Origin of the sequence: Paenalicyclobacillus macrosporangiidus, assembly GCF_900116805.1 — a bacterium.
Taxonomy (GTDB): Bacteria; Bacillota; Bacilli; order Alicyclobacillales; family Alicyclobacillaceae; genus Alicyclobacillus_H; species Alicyclobacillus_H macrosporangiidus.
In genome coordinates, this window is record NZ_FPBV01000001.1 from 44,730 (window position 1) to 61,074 (window position 16,345).

The following is a 16,345-nucleotide window of genomic DNA, read 5'->3' on the forward strand; positions in this document are numbered from 1 at the left end:
GCGCATACCCGGTGCGGGGGTCCGGTGCGGGTTGGCATGGTCGGGGCCCGGCGCGGCTCAGGCATGCGGCAGGCAAGGGGCCCGGCTCAGGCGGCAGGCAAGCGGGCCCGGTGCCGGTCACGCCTGCGACCCGGCGGCCCGCTCGGTCGCAGCCGGGACGTGCACCCGCGTTCGGATGCACAGGGCCAAGAGGGCGCACATGAGCGCCGCGAGGCAGGAGACCAGGAACATGCCGGCGTAGTTGCCGCCGGCGGCCCGGATGACCAAACCCGCCACCGGGGCGGCGACCATCAGGCCGATGGACTGGACGAAGTTGCCGAATCCGTACAACCTGCCCCGCATACGGGCCGCGAGATCCTCCCCGGCCTCGGCGCGCAACAGGTCGGTAGCGAGCGCATAGGCGACGGTCAGGTTGGCCGACCAGAACACGCCCTCGATGGCGACGATGATAAACACCCACACCATGGTGTGGACCACCAGCCCGCACAGCGCGAGCAGCCCGAAGAGCGTCATCACGACGGCAATCAGCCGCTGCGGCATCCAGCGGCGGTACCATCGCCCCGCCCACACGGCGGCCAGCATGCCGGTGGCGGTGAAGACCGACATGGCGAGGGCCGACTGGAGCAGGGTGCCGTGCGCCACGTGGGTCACGAACAGGGTGAAAAACGACGCGATGGCTTCGAATGCGAGCCACGCGAACGCCTGGGCAATGAAATAGAGCAGAAGGTTTCCGCGCAGCAACTGGCGGTAGGGATGGCCTCCGGGGGCGGGGGACGCTTCCGCGGCGCTGCCGGCGCAGCGATCGCCGGGAGTAGCCTCGGGAGCAACGGCAGCACGAGCGGTGGGGCCCGGGCCTTTCGCCACCGTCTTGGGGTGGGGGATGGCGCGCTCCGGAACGCCGAGCCCGGTCCACACTCCGCCGACGGCCATCAGCAAGGCCGTCATCCAGAATCCGGCCGTGTGCGAGGCGGTCCACACCAACGGGATCACGAGGAACGACAGCAGGTTGCCGAGTTGCCACCACAGGTTCAGGTACCCGGAGGCGACGCCCCACCGATCCCGGGGCACGACGTCCGGCATCCAGGCATGATATGGACTGGCGCAACTCTGCTGGAACACATAGAACAGCGTCAGGGCCGCCGCCGCGAGGACAAAGGAGTGGGCGTACGCGAACACCAACCACAGCAGCGCGGCTGCGGGCAGGCAGATGAGCACGTATGCCTTGCGGCGCCAGCCCGGGCGCCGGGCGTGATCACTCATCCACCCGGTCAACGGGTTGAGGACGAGGCCGAACAGGCCCTCCAGGGCGAGCACGAAGCCGATGACCGGCTGCGAGGCGTGAAACGACTCCAGCATGGCGGCGGCAAACACCTTGTTCGCGGCGAATCCGACGTTGCGCGCCGACCCTGCCATACCGAGGACGTGCACGAGCCCGCGGGGGGTGGCCGCACCGGATTCGGGGGATGTGGCGGCGGTCTGGGACGGACGGGACGGCCGGCTCACCCGCGACTCCTCCCGACCAACTTCAGCACCAGGTCCGGCCGGTCCGACCCGATGGCGTCCACGCCCGCTTCCACCATCCGCCGGATGTCTTCCTCGCGGTTCGGCGTCCACACCGACACCAGCACGCCGCCCTGGTGGCAGCGGTCGACATAGGCCTTTGTCACGCCCTCGAAGTGGAGCGACAGCATCGTGCAGCCGGCGGAGCGGGCGACGGCGACCGGATCGACCGGATAACCCGCCAGAAGCGCGCCGCACTGCAGTCCAGGAAAGGCTTTCGCCAGGTGCAGCAGGATGTCGTGGAAGAACGACAGCGGCACGATGCGCTCGACCAGCGCGGGGCGCGCTGCCAACAGCCGGGCGAGGGCTTTGACGGTCTGCGGCGTCTTGAGCTCCACCGCCACGGGGATGGAGATGGCGTCCATCACGTCGGCCAACAACGGCACCCCCTGCCCGTCGCCAACGTCCACCTGGCGGAGCTCGGCCGAGGTCAGCTCGCTCACGGGCTTGTCGATGCCGGCGGTGCGCAAAAGGTTGTCGTCATGGATCACCACCAGCTCGCCGTCTCGGCTCACATGCACGTCGCACTCCACCAGGTCCACACCCATCTACGCCAGCTTTGTGAACGCGGTCATCGAATTTTCTGGATACAGTTCCGCTCCGCCGCGGTGCGCCACCACCCACATGCCTCGTTCGGCCTCCTCTTCGCCGGGGCCCCGGTGGTCCCGAGGTCCACGTCGCGTGTCATCACACTCCAGATCATTCGTGGTGCAGGCGGATTTCCCTTGTCGGTGAGTTTCACGAAAAAGCATGGTATTCCGCTTCATTCTTCTGTACGATGAATGCGAACGAGGGAGGGGAGTTGGCCGTGGCGAAAATCTACGTGATTCACGAAAACGACGAGTGGACGGTCCATCTGACCCGGCATCTGGACCAGCTCGGCCTGCCGTACGAGCTGTGGCACCTGGACGAGGGGCGGGTGGATCTGTCGGAGGAACCGCCGCAGGGCGTGTTCTACTCCCGCATGAGCGCGTCCTCGCACACCCGCGGCCACCGCTTCGCGCCGGAGTTGACGGGGGCGGTGCTCGCTTGGCTGGAGGCGCACGGTCGCGTGGTGTTCAACGGATCGCGCGCGCTGCAACTGGAGGTCAGCAAGGTCAACCAGTACATGGCGCTGCGCCGGTACGGCATCCGCACGCCGGAGACGGTGGCGGCGGTCGGGCGCGCACACGTCCTGGCGGCCGCCGAGCGGTTCTGCGGCAGACCGTTCATCACCAAGCACAACCGGGCCGGGAAGGGGCTCGGCGTGCAGTTGTTCTATTCGGTCGAAGCGCTGCAGGAGTATTTGGACGGCCCCGGCTACGAGGCGCCGGTGGATGGCATCACATTGCTCCAGGAGTACATCCAGGCGCCCGAGCCGTACATCACCCGCTGCGAGTTCGTCGGCGGCAAGTTTTTGTACGCTGTGCGGGTCGACACTTCCCAAGGGTTTCAGCTTTGCCCGGCGGACGCCTGTCAGGTCGGGGATCTGTTCTGCCCGGTGGGCGAATCGGTGCCAAATAAGCCCAAGTTTCAGGTCATCGACGGTTTCGACGATCCCATTCTGCGCCAATACGAGGCGTTCCTGGCCGATCACGGCATTCAGATTGCGGGCATCGAGTTCATCCGCGATGCGGACGGCGTGATCTACACGTACGACGTCAACACCAACACCAACTACAATTCCGACGCCGAGGCGGCGGCAGGTGTGTCCGGCATGCGCGCGGTGGCCGAGTTCCTCGGCGCGCAGCTGCAACGGGTGGAGGCGGAGTTGGCGTCGGCCGTCCGTTGATGCGGGTGAATCGCAGAGGTGCGCCGCAGCCGAGCGGAGAGGAGACAGACGAGCATGAGATACGGATTTTGGATGCCCGTCTTCGGCGGTTGGCTGCGCAACGTCGAGGACGAGGGGATGCCGGCGACGTTCGAGTACGCGAAGCGGGTGGCCCAGTCCGCGGAGCGGTGGGGCTACGACACCACGCTCATCGCCGAGCTGTACCTGAATGACATCAAGGGCCCGGAGGCGGATTGCCTGGAGGCCTGGACGACGGCGGCCGCCCTGGCGGCGGTGACGGAGAAGCTGGAGATCATGACGGCGGTGCGGCCGGGCTTCCACAATCCCGCCGTGACGGCGAAGATGGCGGCGAACATCGACAGGCTCAGCCAGGGCCGGTTCACCCTCAACGTGGTCTCCGCCTGGTGGGCCGAGGAGGCGCGCCAGTACGGGGGCGTGTTCACCGAGCACGACAGCCGCTACGAGCGGACGCTGGAGTTCGTCGACGTGCTCAAGGGGCTCTGGACGCAGGATGTGTTCACGTACGAAGGCAAGTATTATCAGATCCAGAACGCGAGGCTCGCCCCGAAGCCCGTCCAGCGGCCGAACCCGGTGCTGTACGCGGGCGGGGAGAGCGAGCGGGGCAAAGACACCATCGCCGAATGCTGCGACGCCTACGTGATGCACGGCGGCACGGTGGAGGAGATCTCCGCCAAGATTGAAGACATGCAGCGCCGCCGCGTCGAGAAAGGCAAGCTCCCCTTCCGGCACTTCGGTATGGCGGCCTACGTGATCTGCCGTGACACGGAGGCGGAGGCCGAGGCGGAGCTGGCCCGCATCACGGACGTCAAGGCGGCCGGGGGGTACGCCAGCTTCGGGGATTTCACGACGAAATCGCAACTGGAGCTGAAGCTGAGCCTGTACGACTACTCGGTGTCCAACCGCGGCTTGCGGCCGAACCTCATCGGGACGCCGGAACAGATAGCGGATCGCATCCTCGCGTACGAGCGGGCGGGCCTGGACTTGTTGCTGCTCCAGTTCTCGCCGCAGCTGGAGGAGATGGAACGGTTCGCGCGGGACGTGATGCCGTTGGTGGAGGAAAAGCGCGCGTTGACGCGGGCGTGAGGCGACGGCGCGACGGATCGCCTCGCGGGCGGATGCGTGGCGGCACGTTGCGCGGTGCGGCCAGGGGGGGACGGAAGCCCTCCTGGCCGCCTGCCGTTCATGCCCGGATCTCGAACCGGATGGCGGTCGCGTCGTCCGACACCTTCAGCCGGGGGTGGCGGAGGCAGTCTGGATCGCTTGCCTCCGCTTGGCGCAATCGATCCGCCGCCACGGCGAGGGGCCCCGCCTCTCCGGATCGAATGGCGCCGGTGAGGGCTGCCCAGTCGGTGAGCCGGAACAGATCGACGGCGCGGGAGAACCCGTCGCTGGCGAGGACCCCGTGCAAGCCGGCCTCGGCAGGCAGCCGGCCGGTCACGGCGTGGGGAATCCCTGTACCGTCGAGGCTTGCGGCGAAGTAGCCGCCCGGCGTGTTCATGCGGCTGCGGTTGGCCCGCAGCAGCGGCAGCGCCTGTGCCTTGGCTTCCTCATAGGCCACGCCGTGGCCCTGCCGCTCGTGGATGAAGCGGATGACCGCCTCGTCGAGCGGGGCGAGCCGCGGATCGGAGAAGACCTGCACCGGGCCCGCGACGGCGCGGAGCGCCAAGGTGCAGTCGCCGAGGATGGCGTACTCCAGGGCGTCCTCTCGCAGCTTCACCGCGGCCAGGGATGCACTCGGTTGCTCATACGGCAAGAGCGATCGCCACTCGAAAGCGCGGCGATCCGCCTCCCGCCGGACAGCCCGCACCGCCTCGGCCAGGTTGTCCAGGAGCGGCCGGTCGTCGCAGAGCAATTGGGACAAGGCCCCGGCCAGCGTTTCTGCGAACCACGCCGCGTCCGACGCGTCGGAGAAGTGACGGCGCCCGCCCAACCCGGTCGCGCCGTCCATCACGGCGGCCCCGCGGGCGGTGCACACCGCCCGGTCCTCGTTGTGCTGGCCGACCCCTTTTTGGCTGATCATTTCCAAACACTCGATTCGCATCTTGCACCGCCTGTCATCTCACACGTCGTGATGCACAATCAGCCCGACCAGGATCAAGAGCGCGCCCAATCCCATCGACAGCCAGACGGGTGTGCGCCGATTCGGCAGCCCGCCGATGGTGAGGATGAATCCTCCGTACACCATCAGCAAAACCCCGCCGAGCAGGATCAACAGCATCGCCGCATCGGCGAACGACTGCTTGCTGAGGATCTGGATGGATCCGATGGTCAAGCTCAGGGCCGCGGTGAAAAATCCGAGGATCTGCAGGCTCTCCCGTTTCAGTTCGTCGATGGACTGGTTGACGCGGGCGTTCACCTGGTCAAACTCCTCGCGGGCGGCCGCCAGCTGACGCTGCGTCTCCCGCAGCTGCGTCTCCAGCTCGTTGGACGCTTTGGCCAGGTGGATGTTCGTCAGATGCGTCTGGTAGTCGGCGAGCCGAATCGGGTAGTCGAGCTTGTCCGAGCTCTCCTCGTCGATGGCGCGGTGGACGAGATCCATCGCGCGATCATAGTGGCCGAGCAAAGCCTCGAGCCGCCCATAGGTGGCGTAGAATTTGGGATACGCCTCGATGGAGATGGCGCGGGTGACCGCCGCCCGCGCCCGTTCCAGTTGGTCTTCGGTGACCTCGCACCCGTTCTCCTTTGCCAGCACCACCGCTTCGGCGAAGTTGTGCAGCACGCCCACATGGTCCGGAAGCTTGTCGAGCGCCCGTTCGGCGGCTTCCAACGACGGCAGCCATTGGCGTTGGCTCTTGAGCATCAGGGAGTCCACGTGATCGAACAACACGCGGGATCGGAACTCTGGCCGGTAGGGGCGCAACGCGTCGTACCAGACGGGTTCCTTCATCCGTCGCGCATAGGTGGCGATCACGAAGTACGCGCAAAACCGGATCCGGTCCTCGTCCTCCGGCGCATCCGGCAAGCTGAGCCGGCCCGCGAGGAACTGCTGCAGTTGGTGGATGAGCCGGGCGTCCGCGTGCTCCGCGATCTTGGCGGCCTGCACCTCAAAAGCCCGATCCTGCTCTGGCGGCAACGCCCGAAACTGGGCGACGACGGCGGCCAACCCGTCGGTGTCTGGGCGCAGTTGCGTCGACATGGATGCACCTCCGCGGCGGCGAATCTGCCATCCATTGTATAATAAAGAGGCCGGCGGTGAATCTGCCATCGGATCGTCGAGCGGATGTTCCGAAAAGCGGAACCTGTTGGAAAACGGAAGCCAGGATGAGCGGGCGGGGGAGGAACCGGGATGTACGAAGCGATTCGCTACGAAGAACGAGGGCGTGTGGCTGTGATCACCCTGAACCGGCCGGATCGGTTGAACGCGATCACGCCGCAAATGCTGACGGAGTTGCGGGACGCGTTTGGCCGCGTGCAGCAAAGCGACGCTGTGCGGGCGGTGATCCTGACGGGGGAGGGGCGGGCCTTCTGCGCAGGACAGGACCTGCGCCTCGTGGAAGAGCGCCCGGATACGGATTACCGGGGGCTCGTGGAAAGCGGATACAATCCCTTGGTGGAAGCCATCACATCGCTGGAGAAGCCGGTGGTGGCCGTGGTGAACGGGGTGGCGGCCGGAGCGGGGGCCAGCCTGGCGTTGGCGTGCGATCTCCGGTTGGCTTCGGATCGAGCTTCCTTCGTGCAGGCGTTTGTCCACATCGGGCTCGTGCCGGATTCCGGGGCGACCTGGTTTCTGCCGAGAATGGTCGGGTTGACGAAGGCCATGGAACTGGCGCTGCTCGGCGAGCCGGTGTCGGCGGAGGAGGCGTTGCGCATCGGGCTGGTGAACCGGGTGGTCCCGCACGACGAGCTGGCCGCGCACGCGGAGCAACTGGCGGAACGGTTGGCGGCTCTGCCGACGCGGGCCATCGCCTACACCAAACGGGCCCTGTACCAGGGTATGCACGCGTCCCTCCGCGACCAGCTCGCCCTGGAGGCCGAGCTGCAGCAGTTGGCCGGGCAGACGGAGGACCATCGCGAAGGCCTGCGGGCATTCCTGGAGAAGCGTAAGCCGGTGTTCCGCGGCCGGTGAGGCCGTTGCGTTGTGGCACGAGAGGCTGTGGCAGGAGGAGGTTGCGGCAGGAGGCGCGAGACTGGGCCGTGATTGGGGGGCAATGGGGGGATGTGGGGTCCGCGATCGCCATGGTCAAGGCGGTCGTGAACGAAATTGTGTTTATTCGACTGGGCTCGGGACGGGATAGCAACGCATTTGTATTTATGTGAACGGTTGAGGGCGCGCATACGAACAGTTTCGGCTTTATCCGGGTTGATCCGGGCCCGCCGGAGGCACCGTCGGCCTCGAAAATGAAAGTTTTCGCCTTACTCAGTCGATGGAGGCTGAAATAACGTCAAAAGGGTTCGTATTGTCCTGTTCTTGAGACTCGATACCATCAAAACCTATCTTATCCCCATGGCCCGCCTGCCGTGCACAACTACGGCGCCTCATGGCCCGTCCCACGGGTACGACTCCAACGCCTCATGCCCCGTTTCCCGGGCTCGACCACGCCGTCGCATCCTGCCTCGTGCGGGTTATCATGTCGTCTCCCGTCTCTCGCGGGCATTACCATGCACCCGCCCGCGTCCTCAGACCCTCACCGACCCCACCTCGCCTACGCTCCTGCCGTCTCAAGTTTGCCCCCGGGCGCTCGCCCGCGCGCCTCATCCTCACCGCCACGCGCCACGGCCTCGCCCTAATGCGCCCCGTCTCCGCCATGTCCCCGGCGCTGTGCCCTCGCCAACCCCCCTTCCACATCCATGTCCCCGCCCCTGCGCCCACGCCTCTACGCCCCACGGCGCCCTCTCCGTCTCCCCCGTGCCCTGGTTCCTCGCGCGCATCGCGCTCAGGACCAGAGATGGAATCATTACGGAATGTTGCTGATAGTTCAACAGGATGAGGCGCAGACCCTCCGAACGGGTCTGGAACCCAGTCCCTCCATCCATTAAGGTTTGAGAATGTAGAGGGGGAAATCATTGTTTCGAAAGGGATTGAAGGAGGGGAGTTTGTACCGTGGCGTACAAGCATGTGGAACCGGGGAATTCGGAAGGAGAACGTGTGGCGTGGGTACCTTTCTTCCGGCAGATCCGCGGTGAGGTGACGTTGTACTGGATAGGGGCTTCCATGGGTGCCATTGTGTTCGATCTCGTCATGTGGCGCACCATGAGCCACACCCTCAACGGGTGGCTGCGTTGGACGTTTGGCTCCATCATCGCCGGCATTGTGGTGTTGGCGGCGTTGGTCCAACTGCGCCTTCGGGTGTTGCTTCGGCCCATCGGGCTGCTGTACCACGAGATGCAGCGTTTGGCCCAGGGGGACGTGGGCGATCGGGAGTTGAACGTGTCGGGGCATACGGATCTGGTGGCGGTCGTGGAAGCCCTGCGCCAGGCCAAAGGGAACATGCGCGACACCCTTCAGCACTTGAAAGAGGCGTCCCTGCGGTTGACGCAGTCGGCAGAGGAACTCAGTGCAAGTGCCCAGCAGACCACCCAGGCATCAGAACAGACAGCGGCCTCCGTGAGTGATATTCAGGAGCGCATGCAGGTTCAGCGGCAGGAGATTTTGGAGACGGAGATGCGCATGCGGGAGACGGCGGAAGCCGTGGAACGGATCCAGCGCCTCGGCGACATGGCCACCCGGTTGTCACAGGTGAGCCGGGGCAAGGTGGATGCGGGCAAAGCGGAGATGCAGCAGACCGCGGAGCGGATGCTGGTCATGCGGCAGCAGGCCAGCGACATGACCCGCCAAGCCGAGTCCCTGTGTGCGCAGGCGGACCAGGTGAAGGAGATCACCCAGTGGATTCAGGAGATTGCGGACCAGACACAACTGTTGGCTTTGAATGCGGCCATCGAGGCGGCCCGGGCCGGCGAAGAGGCGCGCGGCTTCACGGTGGTCGCGGACGAGGTGCGGCGCCTTGCAGCGCAGGCGAAGTCGGCCTCGGACCGCGTTCACACGGTGGTGTCGGAGATGGGCCGCCAGGCCACCGCCTCCCTGGCCGCGGCGCAGTCGGTCGCGGCCGCGGTCGAAGCCGGTCAACGCGCGGCAGAGTCGGCGGCGGCCACCTTCCTGTCCATTGTGGAAGATTTGGCGCAGCAGGACGCCTATATCGCAGAGATTGAAAAGGCGGCTTCGGAGATTGGGGCGCGCGCGCAGACGGTGAAGCAGAACATGACGGAACTGGTCGCCGCCGCCGAGCAGCAGACCGAGCTCGCGGAAACCGTGGCCGCGGCCAGTCAGGAGCAACTCGCCATGATGGAGGAGGTCACGGCCAGCTCCGAGGACGTCCGTGAGATGGCTCGCACGTTGCGACGGCTGGCGGACCAGTTTTCGTGGGAAGAGGAGGTTCCCCGGTTCCAGGAGGGGTGATCCCAGGAGGGGGTGAGCGATCCTCCGGCGACGAGCACGCGGCGACGAGCACGGACGTCGAATGCGGTTGCATCCGGTGCGGAAACCATTTCTGGTTGCCAAGCGAACGCTGACTCGTTAGGATGGTACAGGGTTATGAGGTTCTGTCGATAATTATGCAGAGCTGCATCCTGTGACCACAGGCCCATTCAAAGACCCGCCGGACGGAGGGCCTTCGGATGGATAGAGGAGTGTTGCGCATGGCGAGCGTTCGTTTGGAATCGCACCCGGGCACGCCCGCACAGACGTCAGCGGACGGTGGCGCCGGGACCCGCGGGGCCGCCGGCGGGGCCACCGCGGGGGCCTCGGCTGCAGACGACGGGCTGCGGCGGGGGCTGCGGCAGCGGCATTTGTCCATGATCTCCATCGGCGGAGCTGTCGGCACCGGGTTGTTTGTGGCCAGCGGATCGTCCATCGCGACGGCGGGGCCGGGCGGAGCGCTGCTGGCGTATGCCATCGTGGGCCTCATGGTGTACTTCGTGATGACCAGCCTGGGCGAGATGGCGACGTTCATGCCGGTGGCGGGATCGTTTGAGCAATACGCCTCCCGCTTTGTCGATCCCGCGCTGGGCTTCGCCCTCGGCTGGAATTACTGGTACACGTGGGCGGTAACGCTGCCGGCGGAACTGGCGGCGGGGGCCATCGTGATGAAGTATTGGTTCCCCAACACCCCGTCCGTGGTGTGGAGCGCCCTGTTCCTCGCTCTCCTGTTCTTGCTGAACGTCGTGTCGGTCAAAGGGTACGGTGAGGGCGAGTACTGGTTCGCGGGGGTCAAGGTCCTGACCATCCTCGTCTTTCTGACCGTCGGCGTGTTGATGATCTTCGGCATCCTGGGCGGCCACCCGGTGGGATTCCACACGTTCAACACGGGAGGGTCACCGTTTCACGGCGGCTGGCTCGGCCTGCTCGGCACGGTGATGGTGGCGGGCTTCGCGTTCCAGGGCACGGAACTGGTCGGCCTGGCCGCGGGAGAGAGCGAGAACCCGCGCGAGACGGTGCCGAAGGCCATCCGGCAGGTGTTTTGGCGGATCCTGTTGTTCTACGTGTTGGCCATCTTTGTGATGGGCATGCTCATCCCCTACACGGATCCGAATCTGCTCAATGCCAGTGTCGATCACGTCGCCATCAGCCCGTTTACCTTGGTGTTCCAGCGGGCGGGGCTGGCGTTCGCAGCGGCGGTGATGAATGCGGTCATCCTCACGGCGGTCCTGTCGGCGGGCAACTCCGCCCTCTACGCGTCGAGCCGCATGTTGTGGGCGCTGGCGCGCGAGGGCAAGGCGCCGCGGTGGTTTGCCCGGGTGGACCGGCGCGGCGTTCCCATGCACGCCTTGTACGCGAACACGGTGATCGGCTTCGTCGCCTTTCTGTCGTCCCTGGTCGGCAACGGCGTGGTCTACACCTGGATGCTCAACGCGGCCAGCCTCACCGGCTTTTTGGCCTGGTTCGGCGTCGCCGTGAGCCACTACCGGTTCCGCAAGGCGTACCTGGTCCAGGGGCGTGATCTGGACGCACTGGCCTACCGCGCGAAGGCGTATCCGTTCGGGCCCATCCTGGCCGCGGTGCTGTGCGGGCTCGTCATCATCGGACAGGATATCAGTGCGTTTGTCGGCGGGCAGATTGACTGGGCCGGCGTCCTGGCCACCTATATCGGGATCCCGCTGTTCCTGTTCCTGTGGCTCGGCTACAAACTGGTGAAAAAGACGAAGGTCATCCCTTTGCAAGAGGTGGATTTCGACGTTCATTGACGCCCGGCGGCACGGACGGTGCGCACGTGCGAAGGCACGCGCCGCGCCCAACCGGTTGTCCGTCCGGTGCTACGATAGGCCATCCGCCCCCGGCCCAAGGCCGCCGCGGCGCGGGTGGCCGTTTTGTCATGCGGAAGGTGTATGATACAGACGAACAGCGGAACCCGGCTGTTGAACACCATCTGCGTCTTCAACCCCATCGGGGTCTCCATCCGTGCCGGACGATGACGCGCATCGGTCCGGCGGAAATCCAGGGAGGAGGGTGTCCGGTGGATCTTCGCTTTGATCACCTGATCCACGCCGTATCCGATCCGGAGAGGGCGCGCCACGCCTTCGCCGATCGCTTCGGTTGGCACACCGTAGCGGGGGGCGAGCATCCGGGGTTTGCCACCTACAACGCCCTCGCCTATTTCGGCCTGCCGTACATCGAGTGGGTCGGAGTCCGGAAACCGGAGGTGGCGGCCGAGCGCCCGTTCGGCCGCGACGTCCTGCGTGTTTTGCGAGCGGGCGAGGGGCCCATGCAGTTCGCGGTGCGCACGAACGACATCGTGGGCATGGCCGACCGCTGGAGCCGGGCGGGGCTGGTTCACGAGGGGCCCATCGAGGCGTCACGGGTGCGGCCGGATGGCGTGACGTTGCGTTGGAGGATGCTGTTTCCCGCGCAGGAACCGGGGAAACTGCTCTTGCCATTCGTCATTGAATGGCCGGCGCCGGACGAAGTCCGCCTGGCCGATCTGCGCCAATCGGGCCTGTCCCCCGATCCCGCCGCCGCGCCCCGGCTGCGGGCCGTGCACGCGGTGGTGGGCGACCTCGCGCGCCTGCGCCGAAGCATGGACGCCTATTTCCCGGGCGTTCTGGAACCTTGCGAATCGTCGGAACAGGGGCGCGGCGTGCGCTGGACCTGCGGTGAGGTGACGGTCTTCGTGTGGGAGCCTGCGGAGGGCGCGCTGCGGCGCGTACTGGACACCGTCGGCGAGCGGCCGTTTTTGGCCGAGTTCGAGCGGACGGCCGGCGTCCGGACACGGACCGCTGCAGACGCGGCGAGGCGGCTCGAGGCTGCCGGGGCACCGGTGCACGGGCTGTGGGTCGTGACGTCCGAATGACCTGCGGGCAGGATCGAGGACAGGGCCGAGGACAGGATCGAGGGCTGGAGCGTAGGCCGGTTTGCGGGCAGGAGCGTGCGCAGGACGGTGCACACGACCGCCGGCCGGTGCGTGGCCGATTTGCGCCGAGCCCGACCGGCCTGCTCCACCTGGGCAATGCCTTCACCGCCCTGGTGGCGTGGCTGCACGCGCGCCAAGCGGGAGGGGCGTTCGTCCTGCGCATGGAAGACATCGATGCGGCGCGATCCCGCCCGTCCTACGCCGAACAAATCCTCGCCGACCTGCGGTGGCTCGGCATCGACTGGGACGAGGGTCCGGACGTGGGCGGGCCGTTCGGCCCGTACCGCCAGAGCCAGCGCGGCAATCGGTACGAAGCGGCGCTGGCGCGGCTGCAGGCAGACGGGTGGCTGTACCCGTGTTACTGCAGCCGGGCGGAACTCTCCGCCATCGCCAGCGCACCGCACGGGTTGGCGTCGGAGGGTCCCGCGTATCCGGGCAGGTGCCGCCGCCTGAACGAGGCGGAACGGGCCCGCCGCGCCGCACGCAAGACCCCGGCGCTGCGCTTCGCGCTGCCGGAGGACGGCGGGGTGTCGTTCGTCGACGGGATCGCGGGGATTCAGACCTTTCCGCCGGGCGCCGGCGGAGATTTCATCGTGAAACGGGCCGACGGGGTGGTCGCGTACCAATTGGCGGTGGTGGTGGACGACGCGGACATGGCCATCACGGACGTCGTCCGCGGCTGGGACCTGCTCGATTCCACCCCGCGCCAACTGTATCTGTACCAGGCCCTCGGCCTGCGGGCGCCGCGGTTCGCGCACGTGCCGCTGTTGGTGAACCCGGACGGGACCCGGTTGGCGAAACGGGACGCCTTGTTGACTCTGGCGGGCATGCGCGCGGCGGGCGTGGCTCCGGAGACGGTTGTGGGTTGGCTGGCGCATCTGGCCGGGTGGATGGAGGAGCCGGAGCCGGTGCGTCCTGCCGAGTTGATGGGCCGCTTGCACCTCCAGAAGCTCCCCCGCGGGGAGGTCCGGTTGCCGGCGGAACTGCTCCGCCGGCTGCGTGCCGGCTCAGCATGAATTTTCCTGTGGCGGGAACCCTATTCCATGCATTTGCGGCGCACGGATGCCAACCGGGCAGCCGCGCAGCCCCGGACAGGGGCGGGCGCGGACGGGCCTGGCTGCGGCACCGCACATGGAAAGGGGTTCTCGCATGAGCAGTCTCATTCTCGCCCGCTGGCAGTTCGGCATCACCACCATCTACCACTTTTTCTTCGTGCCCATCACCATCGGACTCGCCTTTCTCATCGCCTTCATGGAGACGGCATACGCCGTCACGGGCAACCAGGCCTACCTGCGGATGACGAAGTTCTGGGGCAAGCTGTTCCTCATCAACTTCGCCGTCGGGGTCGTCACCGGCATCATGCAGGAGTTTCAGTTCGGCATGAATTGGTCGAGCTATTCCCGCTACGTCGGTGACGTGTTCGGCGCTCCGCTGGCCATCGAATCCCTGGCGGCGTTCTTCCTCGAATCGACCTTTCTCGCCGTGTGGCTGTTCGGTTGGGACAAGCTGTCCAAACGGGTGCACGTGCTGTCCATCTGGCTGGTCGCCATCGGCACCACCCTGTCGGCCTTCTGGATCCTGAGCGCCAATGCGTTCATGCAGGAGCCGGTCGGCCACGCGGTCCGGGGCGCACACGCAGAGATGGCCAGTTTTGGCCAGCTCATCACCAATCCGCAGCTGTGGCTGGAGTTTCCTCACGTCTGGCTGGGGGCGCTCAGCACCGGTGCGTTTTTCGTCGCCGGCGTCAGCGCCTACCAAATCCTCAAGCGCCGCAGCGTCGACATCTTCAAACGCTGCTTTACCATCGCCATTGTCGCCGCCACCGTCACCAGCATCCTGACGGCCGTCGTCGGGCACGACCAGGCCCAACACCTGATGCGTGCGCAGCCGATGAAGATGGCCGCGTCCGAGGCGCTCTGGGAGACCAGTCCGGAGGTGGCGCCGTGGGCGATTGTGGCGGGGATTGACTCCGCAAACCACCGCAACACCTTCGAAATTGAAATTCCCGGCCTGTTGAGCTTGCTGGCCTACAACCGCCTGCACGGCAGCGTGCCGGGCATCCACCAGCTTCAGGCCATGTACGAGGAGCAGTACGGACCGGGCAACTACATCCCGCCGGTGCGGACCACCTTCTGGAGCTTTCGCATCATGGTGGCCGCCGGCATCCTGATGATCCTGCTCGCGCTGTACGGGGTGTATCTGGCGATGCGCGATGGACTGGAGAAGCGGCCCGGGTACTTGAAGGCGATGGTGCCGGCCATCTTCCTGCCGCTCCTGGCGAACAGCGCGGGCTGGGTCATGACGGAGGTGGGCCGCCAGCCGTGGGTGGTGTTCGGCCTGCTGCGGACGGCCGACGGCGTCTCGCCCACGGTGCCGCCGAGCCTGGTGTGGACGACTCTCCTCGGATTCGGCGTGATCTACGGCGTCCTGGCGGTCATTGACCTGTACCTGTTCATGAAGGTGATCCGGGAGGGCCCCGTCCTCGAAGGGGAGCGAACCGACGACGAGGGCCTGGAGGTCGCACCGCTGTAAATGTGATGGTGTGCGGCCGGCGGATCGCCAGGCCCGTACGCTGGACGCCGCCGGTTCGCGCGGTGGCTGCGACGCTTTGGAAAGGAGATGCTGTCCATGGACTTGAACACCATCTGGTTCCTCATCATTGGCGCGCTGTTCACGGCGTTCTTCCTGTTGGAGGGATTCGATTACGGCGTCGGCATGTTGGTGCCGTTTCTCGGCCGGACCGATGAGGAGCGCCGCGTCATCATCAACACCATCGGGCCGTTCTGGGACGCCAACGAGGTCTGGTTCATCACCGCCGGCGCCTCCATGTTCGCGGCGTTCCCGAATTGGTACGCCACGCTGTTCAGCGGGTTTTACCTGGCGCTGTTCCTGTTGTTGATCGCCCTGATTGGCCGCGGGGTGTCCTTCGAGTTCCGCAGCAAGCTCACGCACGCCGGTTGGCGGCGGGGCTGGGATTGGGTCATCTTCTTCGGGAGCCTGCTGCCTCCCTTGCTCTGGGGGGTCGCCCTGGCCAACCTGATGCGCGGCGTGCCCATCGACCAGCACATGAACTACGTCGGAACCTTCTGGGACCTCATCAGCGTCTATTCGGTGGTGGGCGGGGCGAGCGTGGTCTTGCTGTTCCTGTTGCATGGGGCGCTCTTTCTCACCCTGCGCACGGAGGGCGCCATCCAGCGTCGGGCCCGCCGGCTGGCCTTGGCCATCGGCGCGTGGGCGACCGCGCTGACCTTCTTCTTTGTGATCCTCAGTTACTTCGAGACGGACATGTTCACGCGCCTCGGGGTCGATCCCGGTTCCATCCCCATCCTGGCCGGCCTCTCTCTCTTCTCCGTGCAGTTTTTCATCCGCGCCAAGCGCGACGCCTGGGCCTTCACGATGACTGCACTGACGATTGTCCTGTCGACCATCACGGTGTTCATGGACCTGTACCCGCGGGTGATGGTCAGTTCCCTCAACCCGGACTGGAGCCTCACCATCTACAACGCCGCTTCCAACCCGTATTCGCTGCGCGTGATGACCTTCATCGCCTTGACTGTGCTGCCCTTGGTGGTGCTCTATCAAATCTGGAGTTACTGGGTGTTCCGGCACCGGCTGAAGGCGTCCGAACATCTGGAGTACTGAGCAGGCGCGG

The 16,345-nt window shown here is 66.2% G+C and carries 13 protein-coding genes; 9 read left to right on the plus strand and 4 right to left on the minus strand.

Annotated elements, in window-relative coordinates; all coding sequences use genetic code 11:
* Nucleotides 1–117: 117 nt before the first annotated feature.
* Entirely contained in the window at nucleotides 118–1,503 is a 1,386-nt protein-coding gene (locus BM357_RS00195) for an MFS transporter (RefSeq protein WP_074948449.1), read from the minus strand.
* Nucleotides 1,500–2,102 (minus strand): glycerophosphodiester phosphodiesterase, encoded by a 603-nt coding sequence (locus BM357_RS00200; protein ID WP_175511383.1) that lies wholly within the window; start codon nucleotides 2,100–2,102, stop codon nucleotides 1,500–1,502. Before BM357_RS00200 ends, BM357_RS00195 begins: the two co-directional genes overlap by 4 nt.
* 266 nt (nucleotides 2,103–2,368) lie before the next feature.
* Here BM357_RS00200 and BM357_RS00205 point away from each other — a divergent pair, with 266 nt between their 5' ends.
* Together BM357_RS00205 and BM357_RS00210 are read left to right on the plus strand one after the other, a co-directional pair.
* Complete coding sequence (locus tag BM357_RS00205) at nucleotides 2,369–3,331, plus strand: ATP-grasp domain-containing protein (protein WP_074949177.1); 963 nt, start codon at nucleotides 2,369–2,371, stop codon at nucleotides 3,329–3,331.
* A 54-nt stretch (nucleotides 3,332–3,385) separates the two neighbouring features.
* On the plus strand, nucleotides 3,386–4,435 hold the full coding sequence (locus BM357_RS00210) for an LLM class flavin-dependent oxidoreductase (protein ID WP_074948453.1): 1,050 nt from the start codon (nucleotides 3,386–3,388) through the stop codon (nucleotides 4,433–4,435).
* Between the two features lie 97 nt (nucleotides 4,436–4,532).
* Here BM357_RS00210 and BM357_RS00215 read toward each other — a convergent pair whose 3' ends face one another.
* Both BM357_RS00215 and BM357_RS00220 read right to left on the minus strand, forming a co-directional pair.
* Nucleotides 4,533–5,393, minus strand: a complete 861-nt coding sequence (locus tag BM357_RS00215; protein WP_074948455.1) for a protein phosphatase 2C domain-containing protein — start codon at nucleotides 5,391–5,393, stop codon at nucleotides 4,533–4,535.
* A gap of 18 nt (nucleotides 5,394–5,411) precedes the next feature.
* Nucleotides 5,412–6,488, minus strand: coding sequence for a BAR domain-containing protein (locus BM357_RS00220; RefSeq protein ID WP_074948457.1), 1,077 nt, complete (start codon nucleotides 6,486–6,488; stop codon nucleotides 5,412–5,414).
* A 150-nt stretch (nucleotides 6,489–6,638) separates the two neighbouring features.
* Here BM357_RS00220 and BM357_RS00225 point away from each other — a divergent pair, with 150 nt between their 5' ends.
* The 7 genes from BM357_RS00225 to cydB all read left to right on the plus strand — a co-directional run bounded on the left by BM357_RS00225 (nucleotide 6,639) and on the right by cydB (nucleotide 16,335).
* On the plus strand, nucleotides 6,639–7,418 hold the full coding sequence (locus tag BM357_RS00225) for an enoyl-CoA hydratase-related protein (protein WP_074948459.1): 780 nt from the start codon (nucleotides 6,639–6,641) through the stop codon (nucleotides 7,416–7,418).
* Between the two features lie 975 nt (nucleotides 7,419–8,393).
* Nucleotides 8,394–9,746 (plus strand): methyl-accepting chemotaxis protein, encoded by a 1,353-nt coding sequence (locus BM357_RS00230; RefSeq protein WP_074948460.1) that lies wholly within the window; start codon nucleotides 8,394–8,396, stop codon nucleotides 9,744–9,746.
* 395 nt (nucleotides 9,747–10,141) lie between these two features.
* Nucleotides 10,142–11,530, plus strand: a complete 1,389-nt coding sequence (locus tag BM357_RS00235; RefSeq protein ID WP_074949179.1) for an amino acid permease — start codon at nucleotides 10,142–10,144, stop codon at nucleotides 11,528–11,530.
* 269 nt (nucleotides 11,531–11,799) lie between these two features.
* A complete protein-coding gene (locus BM357_RS00245) occupies nucleotides 11,800–12,633 on the plus strand; it encodes a VOC family protein (RefSeq protein ID WP_074948464.1) in 834 nt (277 codons plus the stop codon).
* Nucleotides 12,634–12,740: 107 nt separating this feature from the next.
* Nucleotides 12,741–13,709, plus strand: coding sequence for a tRNA glutamyl-Q(34) synthetase GluQRS (gene gluQRS, locus BM357_RS00250; RefSeq protein ID WP_074948466.1), 969 nt, complete (start codon nucleotides 12,741–12,743; stop codon nucleotides 13,707–13,709).
* Nucleotides 13,710–13,842: 133 nt separating this feature from the next.
* Nucleotides 13,843–15,225 (plus strand): cytochrome ubiquinol oxidase subunit I, encoded by a 1,383-nt coding sequence (locus tag BM357_RS00255; RefSeq protein WP_074948468.1) that lies wholly within the window; start codon nucleotides 13,843–13,845, stop codon nucleotides 15,223–15,225.
* A 96-nt stretch (nucleotides 15,226–15,321) separates the two neighbouring features.
* Complete coding sequence (gene cydB / locus BM357_RS00260) at nucleotides 15,322–16,335, plus strand: cytochrome d ubiquinol oxidase subunit II (RefSeq protein WP_074948470.1); 1,014 nt, start codon at nucleotides 15,322–15,324, stop codon at nucleotides 16,333–16,335.
* The last annotated feature ends 10 nt before the right edge of the window (nucleotides 16,336–16,345 follow it).